Origin of the sequence: Rhizobium albus (assembly GCA_030160035.1) — a bacterium.
In the GTDB taxonomy this organism is placed as follows: domain Bacteria; phylum Pseudomonadota; class Alphaproteobacteria; order Rhizobiales; family Rhizobiaceae; genus Georhizobium; species Georhizobium albus.
This window is the reverse complement of sequence record BSNO01000003.1, coordinates 1,505,724-1,520,677: the sequence shown is the minus strand read 5'-3', so window position 1 is coordinate 1,520,677 and position 14,954 is coordinate 1,505,724. Positions and strand designations below refer to the sequence as shown.

Genomic DNA, 14,954 nt, shown 5'->3' with positions numbered 1-14,954 from the left:
AACCGATAGCGTGCCGACATTTTCTTCCAGCCTTGAAAAGGCACTGCACCAGGCACTTACACTGGCAAACGAGCGCCACCACGAATATGCGACGCTCGAACATCTGTTGCTGGCCCTGATCGACGACGCCGATGCGGCCGCCGTCATGGGTGCCTGCAACGTCAATCTCGACCAACTGCGCTCGATCGTGACGCAATATGTCGACAACGAGCTGCAGAACCTCGTCACCGGGTATGACGAGGATTCCAAACCTACATCCGGCTTCCAGCGCGTCATCCAGCGCGCGGTCATCCACGTGCAATCATCCGGTCGCGAGGAAGTGACCGGCGCCAACGTGCTGGTCGCGATCTTTGCCGAGCGCGAAAGCCACGCCGCCTATTTCCTGCAGGAGCAGGAGATGACGCGCTACGATGCGGTGAACTTCATCTCGCATGGTATCGCCAAGCGTCCCGGCGCTTCCGAGGCACGTCCGGTCTCCGGCGCGGACGAGCAGGAGGAGGGCGGTCCGAATGCCGGTTCCGACCAGGACGAGGGCGGCAAGAAGAAGGCGCAGGACGCGCTGACCGCCTACTGCGTCAACCTGAACGAGAAGGCCAAGAAGGGCCGCGTCGATCCGCTGATCGGCAGGCAGGACGAGGTCAACCGCACCATCCAAGTGCTTTGCCGCCGGTCTAAGAACAACCCGCTTTATGTGGGTGATCCGGGCGTCGGCAAGACCGCCATCGCCGAGGGGCTTGCCAAGCGCATCGTCGAGAAGGAAGTGCCGGAAGTGCTTCTGGACGCGACCATCTTCTCGCTCGACATGGGCACGCTGCTTGCGGGCACGCGGTACCGTGGCGATTTCGAAGAGCGCCTGAAGCAGGTCGTCAAGGAGCTCGAGGACACACCGGGAGCCGTGCTCTTCATCGACGAGATCCATACAGTGATCGGCGCCGGCGCGACTTCCGGCGGCGCGATGGACGCTTCGAACCTTCTGAAGCCGGCCTTGTCCTCCGGCCTGATCCGGTGCATCGGCTCGACGACGTATAAGGAATATCGTCAGTTCTTCGAGAAGGACCGTGCCTTGGTACGGCGCTTCCAGAAGATCGACGTGAAGGAGCCTTCCGTCGAAGACGCGGTGAAGATTCTCAAGGGCCTGAAGCCCTATTACGAGGACTATCACAAGATCAAGTTCACCGATCAGGCGATCAAGTCGGCCGTTGAGCTGTCGGCGCGCTACATCAACGACCGAAAGCTGCCGGACAAGGCGATCGACGTGATCGACGAGACCGGTGCGTCGCAGATGCTGCTGCCGGCCAACAAGCGTCGGAAGACCGTGACGGAGAAGGAGATCGAAGCCACCATCGCGACAATGGCCCGAATTCCTCCGAAGAACGTGTCCCAGAACGACGAGCAGGTACTCGCCAATCTCGAAAAAGAGCTTCGCACGGTCGTTTATGGCCAGGATACCGCGATCGACGCGCTGTCATCGGCCATCAAGCTGGCACGTGCGGGCCTGCGGGAACCGGACAAGCCGATCGGCAGCTATCTGTTCTCCGGCCCGACGGGCGTCGGCAAGACGGAAGTGGCCAAGCAACTGGCAAAGTCGCTCGGCGTCGAGCTTCTGCGCTTCGACATGTCGGAATACATGGAGCGGCACACGGTTTCGCGTCTGCTCGGTGCACCTCCCGGCTATGTCGGCTTCGACCAGGGTGGTCTCCTGACCGACGGCATCGACCAGCATCCGCATTGCGTGCTGCTGCTCGATGAGATCGAGAAGGCCCATCCGGATCTGTTCAACATCCTGTTGCAGGTCATGGATCACGGCAAGCTCACCGATCACAACGGCAAGCAGATCGACTTCCGCAACGTCATCTTGATCATGACGACCAATGCGGGCGCTTCGGACATGCAGAAGGCTGCGATCGGCTTCGGTTCTGCCAAGCGGACCGGCGAAGACACGGAAGCGATCAACCGGCTCTTCACGCCGGAATTCCGCAACCGTCTCGACGCGATCATCCCGTTCGGCTCGCTGCCGACGCCGGTGATCCACCAGGTGGTACAGAAGTTCGTCATGCAGCTCGAGGCCCAGCTGGCCGAACGTGGCGTGACCTTCGATCTGTCCAAGGACGCAATCGCTTGGCTCGCCGAGAAGGGCTATGATGAGAACATGGGTGCCCGTCCGCTCGGCCGCGTCATCCAGGAGCACATCAAGAAGGAACTCGCCAACGAGGTTCTCTTCGGCAAGCTCAAGAAGGGCGGCACGGTCAAGGTGACCGTCGAGACGAAGGAAGGCGGCAAGACTGGCCTCAAGCTCGATGCGATCCCCGACGAGGTGCCGGTCAAGCCAGCGCGCAAGCCGGCGGCGAAAAAGGCTGCGAAGCCGAAGCCTGCCGCAGCTAAGGCGCGGGCTCCGAAGCGGTCCACCGAACGGCCAGACGACGGGTCCATGCCAGACGGCGGTCCCGCAGCCGACACGGGTGGCGACGTTGCGGTCGCCGAGCGGTCCGATCAGGCAAGCCGCAAGTCAGGCAGCTCCGTGCCGAAGGTTCCGCGCCGCAAGTAAATTCCGCTTCGCCTCAATGATCGAGGGCCCGGCTGGTCTCCAGCCGGGCCTTTCTCGTTACGTCAGCGAGATTAGACGCTAAGGCAGCCTGATCTTTTTATTCCTTCGTGCGGACGGCTGTGCTATCGCCGGCTTCGATGCTGCAGAATGACCCTTCACAAAACCCCGCAGAGCCCATCCCAGGTCCCGATGACACCCATTTGCGGTGGTTGCTGCGTGGGATCGGGGCGGCATTTTCTATCCCAGCATTGATTTTGATGTCGAGCTTCATCGGCTTTGCCGCGCTCGCGGTGGAGTCGGGGCTGTCGATGGCCCATGCTGTTTTCATGACGGCCGTCGTCTGGGCGCTGCCTGCCAAGGTCGTGCTCGTCGGCGCCATCGCGGCTGGTAATGGCATTGCTGCAGCGACATTCGCCGTAGCGCTCTCGTCGATTCGGCTGGGTCCCATGGTCGTTGCGCTGGTGCCGGAAATTCGCGGGCCGCGCACACGTCGGTGGGTGCTATACATGCTCGCGCATTTCGTCGCCGTCACGTCCTGGGTGCTCGCCATGCAGGAAGTGCGCTCGATCCCGCGAGACTTCCGCACCGCCTGGTATGGCGGCCTCGGCGCGTCGCTCATTCTTCTGAACATGATGGTGGTGGCTGCGGTCTACATGGTGGCGGACGTGCTGCCGCCGAGCGTCTCTGCCGCCCTGTTCTTTCTGACGCCGCTCTATTTCCTCACCTCGCTCTGGGGATCGGCGCGCGAGCGGGCAGGGCATGTCGCCATGGTACTTGGCCTTTTGCTCGGCCCGGTAATGGCGATGGTGACGCCCGATTTCGCGCTTCTCGCCACCGGGCTGGTGGGCGGCTTTGCGGCCTATGGTTTTCACCGCTACAGCCGTCGGAAGAAGGGCGTGAACCCATGAGCTTCGGCGCGATTGATGCCTGGTGGTGGCCTTATCTCTTCATTCTCGTGGCGGGCTGGCTTGCAACGGACAGCTGGCGTTTCCTCGGCGTCTATCTCGGGGGCCAACTCTCCGATGATGCCGACATCCTTGTCCTGGTCCGGTGCATTGCGACCGCGCTGGTGGCGGCCGTGATCGCCAACCTCATCGTCTCACCGTCCGGTGCACTTGCAGATGTTCCGGCAATCTTGCGTGTTGGGGCTGCAGCAGCCGGCTTCGTGACTTATCTCCTTTCCGGCCACCGGATCCTTGTCGGGATCCTAGTCGGTGAAGCGCTTCTGCTGCTCGGAATTTTCTTTGCAGCCTGATCGGTCAGTGAATTTCGAGCGTCAAAGCCCGCAGCGCCGCCTCCAGAGTGGCCTGCCGTACGGCCCCTCGGCCGACATCGCCGAAGCGCTGCTCGGCAACCTGTGTCTTCCCGTCGAGTTCGGCGACGCCGATGTAAACGAGCCCCACCGGCTTCTCCGGTGTCCCGCCCGCAGGTCCGGCGATGCCGGTGACTGCAACGGCAAAGTCGGCATTGGAATTCGCGAGCGCGCCGAAGGCCATTTCCCGGGCAGTTTCAGCCGAGACAGCCCCGTATGTCGACAAGGTCTCTGCTTTGACGCCCAGCATCTTCATCTTGGCGTCGTTCGAATAGGTGACGAAGCCCCGGTCGAAAATATCGGATGAGCCGGGCACTTCGGTGATGGCGCCTGCGATCAGTCCACCGGTGCAGGATTCGGCGGTTGCGATCATCACCTTGGCGTTGCGTGCCTTTTCGACGAGCGAAGCGGCAAGTTCAACGATTGTCGCGTCCATCTCTCAAACCTCCGTAAATGACCGTCGCCGTGGCGATGGCCGCAATGCCTTCACCGCGGCCGATGAAGCCAAGCATCTCGTTGGTCGTCGCCTTCACCGAACAACGCTCGATCGCGACGGCGAGATCCTGGGCCATGGCGGCGCGCATGGCTTCCCGATGCGGTCCGATCCTCGGCGCCTCGCAGATGAGAGAAACATCGGCATTGGTGATTGTTCCCCCGCGGCTGCGCACGATCTCGGCCGCGTGCTGCAGGAAGATGCTCGAGCGTGCGCCTTTCCACTGCGGGTCGGATGGCGGGAAATGGTCGCCGATGTCTCCTGCGCCGCACGTGGCCAGAAGCGCATCGGTCAATGCGTGATAGCCGACATCGGCATCGGAATGGCCGGTGAGGCGCTGGTCGTGGGCGATGAAGACGCCGCAGAGCGTGACGCCATTGCCGGGCTCGAGCCGGTGCACATCGTAGCCGTTGCCGGTGCGGACGTCGGGATAATCGGCCTTGGCGCTGAGCTTCTGGTCGGCCATGGCAATATCCTCACGTACGGTCAATTTGATGTTCTGTGTCGAGCCTTCCACGACCCTGACTGGGATGTCTGCCCATTCGGCGATGGATGCGTCGTCGGTGAAACCGTCGTCGGCGGAAATCGCCGCGCGACGATGCGCGTCCAGGATCGCTGAATAGGCGAAGCCTTGAGGGGTCTGCGCCGCATAGAGCCCGTCGCGTGGGACAGTCTTGAGCACGCGCTGGCTGAGCGTCGTCGATTTCAACGTGTCGGCAACGGCGATGCCTGGCAGAATCGCGTCGCCGACTTCCTTCAGCCCGGCAACCACCCGGTCGATGACAGGTCGTTCGATGAACGGCCGTGCGCCGTCATGGATCATGACATGGCTTGGGCGGCGGTCTGAGAGCGATTCGAGCCCGCGGCGCACCGACATCTGCCGCGTCCTGTCGCCGAAGACGATCTTGATGTCGGCGCCGCCAAGATGCGGCTGAACGGTTTGCGTGAACACATCTTCGTCATCCGGATGGATGACCACGACGATGTCTTCGATCTGTTCATGAGCAATGAATGGCAAAAGGGCATGGGCGAGCACCGGGGCGCTGCCGATCTGCCGATACTGTTTCGGCCCCTCGGACGGGTCGCCGGCCCGTTCACCTCGGCCGGCCGCCACGATCACGGCTGCCACGCGATCCATTTCAGTCGTCAAGTCAGTCACCTCTGCGTGCGATGCACACGAGCCGTGTGCGTCATACGAATGGTCTATCGCGAGCCTATGTGAAATGCCATCGATCAGCCAAGAAGTCTTCCCATGCCCCTTGGCAGCGGCTGGAAATCTGTCTAAAAATAAGGCAATTACAAAGGATGCCCTTTGCGCATGCAGCCTCAACTGAACTCCCATCTTTCTGATCCCTGGATGATCGGCTCCGTCGCGGTGCGCAACCGCGTCGTTCTGGCGCCGATGTCGGGCGTGACCGACCTGCCGTTTCGGCGGCTGGCGCATCGCTTTGGTGCGGGGCTTGTCGTGACCGAGATGATCGCTAGCCGTGAACTCGTCGGCGACAGCGGCGACTCCCGCCGGCGCATGGCGCAGGAAGACGGTGTCGTGCATGTCGTTCAGCTTGCCGGCCGCGATGCCTCCTGGATGGCAGAGGCCGCCAGGATAGCGGAAGGTGAGGGTGCAGATGTCATCGACATCAACATGGGTTGCCCTGCCAAGAAGGTCATTGGCGGCTACTCCGGTTCGGCGCTGATGCGCGATCCAGATCATGCGTTGTCGCTCGTCGACGCCACGATCGCGGCCGTGTCCGTGCCGGTGACCGTCAAGATGCGCCTCGGCTGGGACGAGAACTCCATCAACGCGCCGGAGATCGCAGCGCGGGCAGAAGATGCCGGGGCGGCGATGATCACGGTTCACGGGCGCACCCGCGAACAGTTCTACGAAGGGCGTGCCGACTGGAATGCGATCCGGGCTGTGCGGGATGCCATCTCGGTACCGCTGGTTGCCAATGGCGATGTGGCGACGATGGCTGACTGCCACGCGATCAGGGTTGCTTCAGGCGCCGATGCCGTGATGGTCGGGCGTGCGGCGCAGGGCCAGCCATGGTTGCCGGGTGCGCTTGCGGGAAGCGGGCTTGCTCCATCCAGCGCGGTAGAGATTCTCGATGTGGTCATCGAGCATTATGAGGCGATGCTCGCTCACTACGGCACCGAGCTTGGGCTGCGCTGCGCGCGCAAGCATCTCGGCTGGTATCTCGGCCTGCATTGTACCTATGTTCCTGCGGAGATGCGGGCCATCGTCATGGGCAATCATGATCCGAAAGCCGTCATCGCGGCCTTGTCGCAGCTGTTTCTGAATTGCGAAAATTTGGCAAAGCCATCGGCTTACGGCGAGGCCGCCTGATGAGGAGCGCAAAGATGAGCGCAAGCTCGGCTGGTCCGACCGATCTTCCGACCGACATCGGCGTGACGGCCCATGTTTTGAACACCATCCAGCACCCGGTCATCATGGTGAACGGCGCAGGCAACATTTCTTACGCCAACTGGGCTGCAGAGAACTTCTTCGGTGTGAGCGCCGATCTTTTGCGTCGCCACACGATCGATCAGTACATTCCGTTCGGCAGTCCGCTTCTGGCGCTCATCGACCATGTGCGTGAGCGTCGCGGACCCATCAACGAGTATCGTGTGGATCTGAGTTCGCCCAAGCTCGGCGGGGAGAAGCTCGTCGATCTCTATGTCGCACCGGTTTCGGGCGAGGCCGATGACGAGGACTCGGTCGTCATCGTGCTGCAGGTGCGCACCATGGCAGACAAGATCGACCGGCAGCTGACGCACCGGGCCGCGGCACGCTCCGTCACCGGGCTCGCCTCGATGCTTGCCCACGAAATCAAAAACCCGCTTTCGGGCATTCGCGGTGCAGCGCAGCTTCTGGAAAGCTCGGTCAATGACGAAGACCGCGCGCTGACTAGGCTCATCCGCGACGAGACGGACAGGATCGTCTCCCTCGTCGACCGGATGGAAGTGTTCTCCGACGAGCGCCCGGTGGATCGCCAGCCGGTCAACATTCACTCCGTGCTCGATCACGTGAAGGCTGTCGCCGTAGCCGGCTTTGCCCGCGACATCCGCATCAGCGAGCAATACGACCCGTCGCTTCCCTTCGTTTTTGCCAATCGCGATCAGCTGATCCAGGTCTTCCTCAATCTGGTGAAGAACGCGAGCGAAGCTATCGGCGATGCGGCCGATGGCGAAATCATGCTCACCACTGCCTACCGTCCGGGGATCCGCCTGTCTATTCCCGGTTCCAGGGAAAAGGTTTCGCTTCCGCTGGAATTCTGCGTCATCGACAATGGGCCGGGGGTACCAGACGATCTGCTGCCGCATCTCTTCGACCCGTTCATCACCACAAAAACCAACGGCTCGGGGCTCGGCCTTGCACTGGTCGCAAAGATCGTGGGCGCCCATGGCGGGATCGTGGAGTGCGACAGCCAAAACAAGAAGACCGTGTTCCGCATATTGATGCCGGTGTCGAAGGGCACCGCACTCTGGCCGGACGACAACGCCGAGGCCAAGGCATGAAATCAGCGACAATTCTGGTAGCCGACGACGACGCCGCGATCCGCACGGTGCTCAATCAGGCTCTGACGCGTGCGGGCTATGATGTCCGCATCACGTCGAACGCGTCGACACTCTGGCGGTGGATTTCGGCAGGCGAAGGCGATCTCGTCATCACCGATGTGGTGATGCCCGATGAGAACGCCTTCGACCTTCTGCCACGCATCAAGAAGGCGCGGCCGGAGTTGCCGGTGCTCGTGATGAGCGCGCAGAACACGTTCATGACGGCGATCAAGGCTTCCGAGAAGGGTGCCTATGATTATCTGCCGAAGCCGTTCGATCTGACCGAGATGATCGGCATCATCGGGCGAGCACTTTCCGAGCCCAAAAAGCGCGTCGACCGGGCAGATGCCGACCAGAACGATGGCATCCCGCTGGTCGGTCGCTCCGCTGCCATGCAGGAAATCTACCGCGTGCTTGCGCGGTTGATGCAGACCGACCTGACGCTGATGATCACGGGCGAGTCCGGAACCGGCAAGGAACTGGTCGCCCGCGCGCTGCACGATTACGGCAAGCGGCGCAATGGACCTTTCGTTGCCATCAACATGGCGGCGATCCCGCGCGATCTGATCGAATCGGAACTGTTCGGCCACGAGAAGGGCGCATTCACCGGGGCGCATAACCGGTCGACCGGCCGCTTCGAGCAGGCCGAGGGCGGCACGCTGTTCCTCGACGAAATCGGCGACATGCCGATGGAGGCGCAAACGCGGCTTCTGCGCGTCCTGCAGCAGGGCGAGTACACGACTGTCGGTGGCCGGACGCCGATCAAGACCGACGTGCGCATCGTCGCCGCCACCAACAAGGATCTGAAGACCTCGATCAACCAGGGTCTCTTCAGAGAAGACCTTTATTACCGCCTCAACGTCGTGCCGCTGCGCTTGCCGGCACTGCGCGACCGGGCCGAGGACGTGCCCGATCTGGTGCGCCACTTCGTCAAGCTCTGCCAGAAGGAGGGGCTGGACGCCAAACGCTTCGACGGCGATGCGCTCGAGCTCATGAAATCCTATCCTTGGCCGGGCAATGTGCGCGAACTGGAGAACGTGGTTCGGCGCCTGACGGCGCTCTATCCACAAGAAGTGATCACGCGCGAGATCATCGACAACGAACTGCGCACCGATGCGCCGGCGAGTGCGATCAGCACTGAGGGGTTGTCCGGCCCGGTCACGATCGCCCAGGCCGTTGAAGAGAACATGCGCACCTATTTCGCGCAGTATGGCGAAGATCTGCCGCCGCCGGGCCTCTATCATCGCGTGCTGCACGAGATGGAATTTCCGCTCATCCTCGCTGCGCTCACCGCCACGCGTGGCAACCAGATCCGCGCTGCAGAGCTTCTCGGCCTCAACCGGAACACGCTGCGCAAGAAGATCCGCGAGCTTGGTGTCAGCGTCTATCGCAGCCAGCGGAGCGCTTGACCGGCCGTCCAGATAGTTGCATTTTCGCCACAAAGCGTTGCTCTAAGGCAACGGCGGCCGAGTCGCCGCGGGGGAACATCCAACCATCTGGCGGACATGGCGATCAGCACTTTTCCAGTCGATAGCCAAAGTCACGGCGCCCCTCCGCCGGGGGCGCTCGAGCAGGGCGAAGGCCGCCGCATTCTCGCCAATCCCGGTCTGATCGTCGTCGTCACTGCGCTGATCAGCGCCGTCGGCTCGTTCGTGATCCTGATGGGCCTGACACCGATTGCGCCGCGCAACGAAGTCGTGATGACGGCCGTCATCGTCAACCTCATCTTCGTGCTCGCGCTTCTCGGCTTGATCGCCTACGAGATCCGCCGCGTATTCCAGGCGCGTCGCCGCGGGAAGGCGGCTGCGCGTCTCCACGTGCGCATTATCGGGCTGTTCTCGATCGTCGCCATCGTGCCGGCCATCCTGGTGGCGATCGTCGCATCGATCACGCTCGATATCGGGCTCGACCGCTGGTTCTCGATGCGCACGCAATCGATCGTCAGTTCCTCGCTCGATGTCGCCGAGGCCTATGTGATGGAGAATGCGCGCTACCTGCAGGGCCAGACCGTTTCGATGGCGAACGATCTGGACAATGCACGACAGCTCTATTCCCTGGACCGGACCGGCTTTCAGGTGCTGCTGACCCGGCAGGCGACCGGACGCGGCTTGCTGGGTGCGTTCCTTGTTCGAAACGACGGCACCGTCATCTTGCGGGCGGACATTGAGACGGAGCGACCGTTGCCGGCCATTCCGCCGGATGCGCTGCGCTCGGCGAGCGAGGGCCGTCCGACGCTCATTCCTCCGGGTGTCACCAATCTGGTGGGTGCGATCATGCGCCTGCAGGACATCCCGGACACGTTTCTCTACACGATCCGCGCCGTCGATCCCGATGTCATCCAGTCCATGCGGCTGATGGAAGACAACATCGCCGAATACCAGGCGCTGGAGGCCAATCGCGGGCCGCTGCAGCTCGCCTTCGGCATTCTCTATATCGGCTTCGCCCTGATCGTGCTGCTTGCGGCGATCTGGACCGCAATTGCCGTTGCCGACCGTATCGTGCGGCCGATCCGGCAGCTCATCGGCGCGGCAGACCAGGTGGCGGCGGGCGATCTTTCCGTCCAGGTGCCAGTGCGTGGATCGGACGGCGACGTTGCCCATCTGTCGGACACGTTCAACAACATGATCGTGCAGATCGGCACGCAGCGCGACCAGATCCTGTCCGCGAAGGACGAGATGGATGAGCGCCGCCGCTTTACCGAAGCGGTGCTGTCCGGCGTCTCGGCAGGGGTCATGGGCATCGACCGGGACGGCCGAGTAGCAATCTCGAATTCGTCTGCTGAAATCATGATGAATATGCCCCCCGGCGCTCTTGTCGGACGGCGGCTGGCGGACATTGCGCCCGAGATCGACGCCGTGCTGTCACAAGCCGTGCAGCGCAGGCGCCAGGAAGCGCGCGAGCAGGTGACTGTCATCCGCAGCGGCACGGAGCGCACCTTGAACGTTCAAGTGACCCGCGAGGAATCGCTCAGCGACGAGAACTCCTATGTGGTGACGCTGGACGACATCACAGATCTCGTCATTGCGCAGCGCTCCACCGCCTGGGCCGACGTTGCCCGCCGCATCGCGCACGAGATCAAGAACCCGCTGACGCCGATCCAGCTTTCGGCCGAACGCATCCGGCGACGTTACGGAAAGCAGATCAATCAGGACGACCGCACAGTGTTCGACCAGTGCACGGACACGATCGTGCGGCAGGTGGAAGATATCGGCCGCATGGTCGACGAATTCTCGGCATTTGCTCGCATGCCCAAGCCGACCAAGGAGCCGGCGGACCTCAAGAACATCCTCCGCGATGCCATTTTCCTGCGTGAGGTCAGCCGGAACGACATTTCCTTCAAGCTTGTTGCCGACAGCGGGTCGATCCAGGGACTTTTCGATGCGCGGATGCTTGGCCAGGCATTTTCCAACCTGATCAAGAATGCCAGCGAAGCGATCGATGCCGTGCCCGCAGATGCCGAGCGCGATGGCCGCCGCATCGAGGTACGCGCGCGCACCGAGGACGACCAGATCGTCGTCGACGTGATCGACAACGGTCGCGGACTGCCGATGGAAAACAGGAACCGCATTCTGGAGCCCTACATCACCATGCGTGAGAAGGGCACCGGTTTGGGTCTCGCGATCGTCAAGAAGATCGTCGAGGACCATGACGGCTCCCTCGAACTGCACGACGCGCCGCCGGACTTCGATTCCGGCCGTGGCGCGATGGTTCGGGTGCGCCTTTCCACGGGTGCGAAAGAAACCGATAGGGACAGCACAATGCTTGAGGAGGCCAATCACCATGGCGTCTGACATTCTGGTCGTGGACGACGAGCAGGACATCCGCGAACTGGTCGCGGGTATCCTCTCCGACGAAGGACACGAAACACGCACCGCTTTCGATAGCGACAGCGCAATCCAGGCGATTTCCGACCGCGTGCCGCGGCTCGTGTTCCTGGACATCTGGCTGCAAGGATCGAAATTGGATGGTCTGGCTCTGCTGGACGAAATCAAGACGCGCTATCCGGACCTTCCGGTAGTGATGATCTCGGGGCACGGCAACATCGAGACCGCCGTATCAGCCATCAAGCGCGGTGCCTATGATTTCATCGAAAAGCCGTTCAAAAGCGACCGCCTGATCCTCATCGCCGAACGTGCGCTGGAGACATCGAAGCTCAAGCGCGAAGTCAGCGAATTGAAGCGTCGGAGCGGCGATCCGGTCGAGCTGATCGGGACGTCGATCGCCATCTCGCAGTTGAAGAACACGATCGACAAGGTGGCGCCCACCAACAGCCGCGTGATGATCCTCGGTCCGTCGGGGTCGGGAAAGGAACTGGTCGCGCGTCTCATCCACCGCAATTCGAGCCGGGCGAATGGCCCGTTCGTTGCCATGAACGCCGCAGCGATCACGCCGGAGCGCATGGAAATGGCTCTGTTCGGCACCGAAAACAACAATGGCTACGAGCGTAAGATCGGTGCTCTGGAAGAAGCCCATGGCGGGATCCTCTATCTCGACGAAGTGGCGGACATGCCGCGCGAGACGCAGAACAAGATCCTGCGCGTGCTCGTCGACCAGCAGTTCGAGCGGGTCGGCGGCTCCAAGCGCGTGAAGGTCGATGTGCGCATCATCTCGTCCACCGCCTTCAACCTCGAGCAGATGATTGCGGAAGGGCTCTTCCGGCAAGACCTTTTCCATCGCCTGGCGGTCGTGCCGATCAAGGTGCCGTCGCTGGCAGAACGGCGCGAGGATATTCCGTTTCTCGTCGATGTCTTCATGCGTCAGATCGCGGAACAGGCCGGCATCCGGCCGCGACCGATCGCCGATGACGCCATGGCCGTTCTGCAGGCGCATGACTGGCCGGGCAACATCCGGCAGTTGCGCAACAATATCGAGCGACTGATGATCCTTGCGCGCAACGACGGCACGGACAAACCGATCACGGCTGACATGCTGCCCGGCGAAATCGGCGACATGCTGCCGAAGACGGCGAGCCGCGGCGACAGCCACATCATGACGCTGCCGCTGCGCGAAGCCCGCGAGATGTTCGAACGCGACTACCTGATCGCGCAGATCAACCGGTTCGGTGGCAACATCTCGCGGACATCGGAGTTCGTCGGCATGGAACGCTCGGCGTTGCACAGAAAGCTGAAATCGCTGGGCGTTTAGTGGACTGCCACAGACCGGGCTTCATCCTTCCTTAACTCTGGCGATTGAAAATTCCCGTCGAAAGGATCGCATCCGCGCTGTCAGACCTTTGAGAATCTGGCCTTATTGAACGCACGAGGAGTCGAGCGATGGCTGGCATGATGACGCCGATTGTTCAAACCAGCACGGTCTGGTCGGCCAGCGCGGCTCCGGCGCAGACAACGGATCTCCCGGTCACGAACGCGGTCAATCCAACAGTGGCGGCATCGCGCTCGCCGGTGACGCTTCAGGCTGCGGGCTCGATCGGATCTGCGCTCCTCACGCAGCAGGATGGCGCAGTCGGATCGGGCAGCGTCGACGGTGATGCGTCGCTCGGGATCCGGACCTATTACGAGCAGATGGCCGAGCAATTCGATCCGGCCGAGGAGCCGGTCATCTTCGGCTTGCGCGACGACGTTGCGACTATCAAATCCTTCTGGATCTGAATTCCTGAAGCTCAACAAGAGCCTCCGAGCACCGCTTAATTAAGGGGCAGGGTGCCGATCGGTTGCGCATTATTGCACGCGATGCTGCCGTCATCCGCGTAGATGCAGGCCTTTAAAGCCTGGCACGAAGCTTGCTTTGACATGATCAGTGTGGTGACGGCATCTAGGGTTCCGTCCGATCCCGCCAATGCGGGGCTCGGAGCTGGTCCGAGAGGTGCAAGCCGGGTTGATTGCCCGGTGACACGGCGGGACAAAATCCCGGGAGGCACCACGCAGGTTTGTCGCGCGCAAACCTCTCCCGGATGCGCGTGGGAAATCTCCATCAACAGGATCGGCCGGCCGAGCGCCTTCCGACGACAGCCTGACTGGAGACGATTGACATGAAGTCGCTTGCCATTGCCGCCCTGATCTCGTCCACACTCATCGCCCCTCTGCCGGTCTCGGCCCAGGAGAAGACGGAGTTCAACGTCTGCTGGTCGATCTATGCCGGCTGGATGCCATGGGGATACCTCGCCGATAGCGGGATCATGGACAAATGGGCGGAGAAATACGGCATTTCCGTCGAGATCACGCAGATCAACGACTATGTCGAATCCATCAACCAGTACACGGCCGGCGAGTATGACGGCTGCACCATGACCAACATGGATGCGCTGTCGATCCCGGCAGCAGGCGGCGTCGATACGACTGCGTTGATCATCGGGGATTATTCGAACGGCAATGACGGCCTCGTGCTAAAGGATGGCGGGGACTTGGCCTCCATCGCCGGCCAGAGCGTCAACCTCGTCGAGCTTTCGGTTTCCCACTACTTCCTGGCGCGCGCTCTTGAAAGCGTCGGCCTGTCCGAGCGCGACATCACCGTGGTCAACACGTCCGATGCGGACATGGTCTCCATCTACGGCACGCCCGATGTCACCGCGGTGGCGACCTGGAACCCGATGCTTTCGGAGATCCTGGCCTCCGGTGATGGTGAACTGGTTTACGATTCCTCTGAGATTCCCGGCGAGATCCTCGACTTGATGGTGGTGAACACCGAGGTGCTTGCCGCCAACCCGGATTTTGGCAAGGCACTCGTCGGCGCATGGTTCGAAGTGCTTGCGCTGATGCAATCGGATACGCCAGAGGGAACTGCGGCACTCGAGGCGATGGCGGCTGCTGCCGGCACGGATCTCGAAGGCTACCAGGAGCAGCTCGCCGCGACCGAACTGTTCTACACGCCGGCCGATCTCATCGCATTTGCCAATGACGAGGATTTGGCGGAGACGACGCAGTTCGTGACCGAGTTCCTGTTCGAGAAGGGTATCCTGGGGCAGGGTGCGCCGAGCGCGGAATTCGTCGGCGTCTCGTTTCCCGGCGGCGCCACCTATGGCGACCAGGCCAATCTCAAGCTGAGGTTCGACATAAGCGTCGTTCAGATGGCCGCCGACGGCGCACTCTGAG

At 62.0% G+C, this 14,954-nt stretch carries 11 protein-coding genes, 1 pseudogene and 1 riboswitch; of the genes and pseudogenes, 10 read left to right on the top strand and 2 right to left on the bottom strand.

Annotated elements, in window-relative coordinates; translation table 11 throughout:
- Nucleotides 1-10 precede the first annotated feature (10 nt).
- The 3 genes from clpA to QQL76_RS14950 all read left to right on the top strand — a co-directional run bounded on the left by clpA (nucleotide 11) and on the right by QQL76_RS14950 (nucleotide 3,800).
- Nucleotides 11-2,545 carry an ATP-dependent Clp protease ATP-binding subunit gene (clpA, locus tag QQL76_RS14960; protein WP_499208292.1) on the top strand — a complete coding sequence of 845 codons (2,535 nt, stop codon included), beginning with the start codon at nucleotides 11-13 and terminating at the stop codon, nucleotides 2,543-2,545.
- A 257-nt stretch (nucleotides 2,546-2,802) separates the two neighbouring features.
- Nucleotides 2,803-3,453: an AzlC family ABC transporter permease gene (locus QQL76_RS14955; RefSeq protein ID WP_404861821.1), complete on the top strand. Its 651-nt coding sequence runs from the start codon at nucleotides 2,803-2,805 to the stop codon at nucleotides 3,451-3,453.
- The gene (locus tag QQL76_RS14950; protein WP_499208291.1) at nucleotides 3,450-3,800 is read left to right on the top strand and encodes an AzlD domain-containing protein; all 351 of its coding nucleotides are present in this window, start codon (nucleotides 3,450-3,452) and stop codon (nucleotides 3,798-3,800) included. Before QQL76_RS14955 ends, QQL76_RS14950 begins: the two co-directional genes overlap by 4 nt.
- A gap of 22 nt (nucleotides 3,801-3,822) precedes the next feature.
- On the opposite strand, the pseudogene QQL76_RS14945 reads toward QQL76_RS14950, so the two are convergent.
- A pseudogene (locus tag QQL76_RS14945) lies at nucleotides 3,823-4,293 on the bottom strand (CinA family protein); the annotation flags it as partial.
- The gene (locus QQL76_RS14940) at nucleotides 4,274-5,488 is read right to left on the bottom strand and encodes a bifunctional 2-C-methyl-D-erythritol 4-phosphate cytidylyltransferase IspD/2-C-methyl-D-erythritol 2,4-cyclodiphosphate synthase (protein ID WP_499208396.1); all 1,215 of its coding nucleotides are present in this window, start codon (nucleotides 5,486-5,488) and stop codon (nucleotides 4,274-4,276) included. The gene QQL76_RS14940 and the pseudogene QQL76_RS14945, both read right to left, overlap by 20 nt.
- Nucleotides 5,489-5,668: 180 nt before the next feature.
- Here QQL76_RS14940 and dusB point away from each other — a divergent pair, with 180 nt between their 5' ends.
- From dusB to QQL76_RS14905, 7 genes are all read left to right on the top strand, one after another.
- A complete protein-coding gene (gene dusB / locus QQL76_RS14935; protein ID WP_499208290.1) occupies nucleotides 5,669-6,694 on the top strand; it encodes a tRNA dihydrouridine synthase in 1,026 nt (341 codons plus the stop codon).
- 14 nt (nucleotides 6,695-6,708) lie between these two features.
- Nucleotides 6,709-7,866 (top strand): two-component system sensor histidine kinase NtrB, encoded by a 1,158-nt coding sequence (locus QQL76_RS14930; protein ID WP_499208289.1) that lies wholly within the window; start codon nucleotides 6,709-6,711, stop codon nucleotides 7,864-7,866.
- Nucleotides 7,863-9,314 (top strand): nitrogen regulation protein NR(I), encoded by a 1,452-nt coding sequence (gene ntrC, locus QQL76_RS14925; protein ID WP_404861825.1) that lies wholly within the window; start codon nucleotides 7,863-7,865, stop codon nucleotides 9,312-9,314. The genes QQL76_RS14930 and ntrC overlap by 4 nt, the downstream gene beginning before the upstream one ends.
- 96 nt (nucleotides 9,315-9,410) lie before the next feature.
- A complete protein-coding gene (locus QQL76_RS14920; RefSeq protein ID WP_499208288.1) occupies nucleotides 9,411-11,696 on the top strand; it encodes a sensor histidine kinase NtrY-like in 2,286 nt (761 codons plus the stop codon).
- On the top strand, nucleotides 11,686-13,050 hold the full coding sequence (gene ntrX, locus QQL76_RS14915) for a sigma-54-dependent transcriptional regulator (protein WP_499208287.1): 1,365 nt from the start codon (nucleotides 11,686-11,688) through the stop codon (nucleotides 13,048-13,050). The genes QQL76_RS14920 and ntrX overlap by 11 nt, the downstream gene beginning before the upstream one ends.
- Nucleotides 13,051-13,178: 128 nt before the next feature.
- Nucleotides 13,179-13,514, top strand: a complete 336-nt coding sequence (locus tag QQL76_RS14910; RefSeq protein WP_499208286.1) for a hypothetical protein — start codon at nucleotides 13,179-13,181, stop codon at nucleotides 13,512-13,514.
- A 152-nt stretch (nucleotides 13,515-13,666) separates the two neighbouring features.
- Nucleotides 13,667-13,781, top strand: a riboswitch (guanidine-I (ykkC/yxkD leader).
- 98 nt (nucleotides 13,782-13,879) lie between these two features.
- Nucleotides 13,880-14,953: a putative urea ABC transporter substrate-binding protein gene (locus QQL76_RS14905; RefSeq protein WP_499208395.1), complete on the top strand. Its 1,074-nt coding sequence runs from the start codon at nucleotides 13,880-13,882 to the stop codon at nucleotides 14,951-14,953.
- Nucleotide 14,954 lies beyond the last annotated feature (1 nt).

Coding starts and splice junctions, on each gene's coding strand:
- QQL76_RS14950 (WP_499208291.1), top strand. CDS start 3,450: ATGAGCTTCGGCGCGATTGATGCCTGGTGGTGGCCTTATCTCTTCATT.
- QQL76_RS14940 (WP_499208396.1), bottom strand. CDS start 5,488: ATGGATCGCGTGGCAGCCGTGATCGTGGCGGCCGGCCGAGGTGAACGG.
- ntrX (WP_499208287.1), top strand. CDS start 11,686: ATGGCGTCTGACATTCTGGTCGTGGACGACGAGCAGGACATCCGCGAA.
- QQL76_RS14955 (WP_404861821.1), top strand. CDS start 2,803: ATGTCGAGCTTCATCGGCTTTGCCGCGCTCGCGGTGGAGTCGGGGCTG.
- ntrC (WP_404861825.1), top strand. CDS start 7,863: ATGAAATCAGCGACAATTCTGGTAGCCGACGACGACGCCGCGATCCGC.
- dusB (WP_499208290.1), top strand. CDS start 5,669: ATGCAGCCTCAACTGAACTCCCATCTTTCTGATCCCTGGATGATCGGC.
- QQL76_RS14910 (WP_499208286.1), top strand. CDS start 13,179: ATGGCTGGCATGATGACGCCGATTGTTCAAACCAGCACGGTCTGGTCG.
- QQL76_RS14930 (WP_499208289.1), top strand. CDS start 6,709: ATGAGCGCAAGCTCGGCTGGTCCGACCGATCTTCCGACCGACATCGGC.
- QQL76_RS14920 (WP_499208288.1), top strand. CDS start 9,411: ATGGCGATCAGCACTTTTCCAGTCGATAGCCAAAGTCACGGCGCCCCT.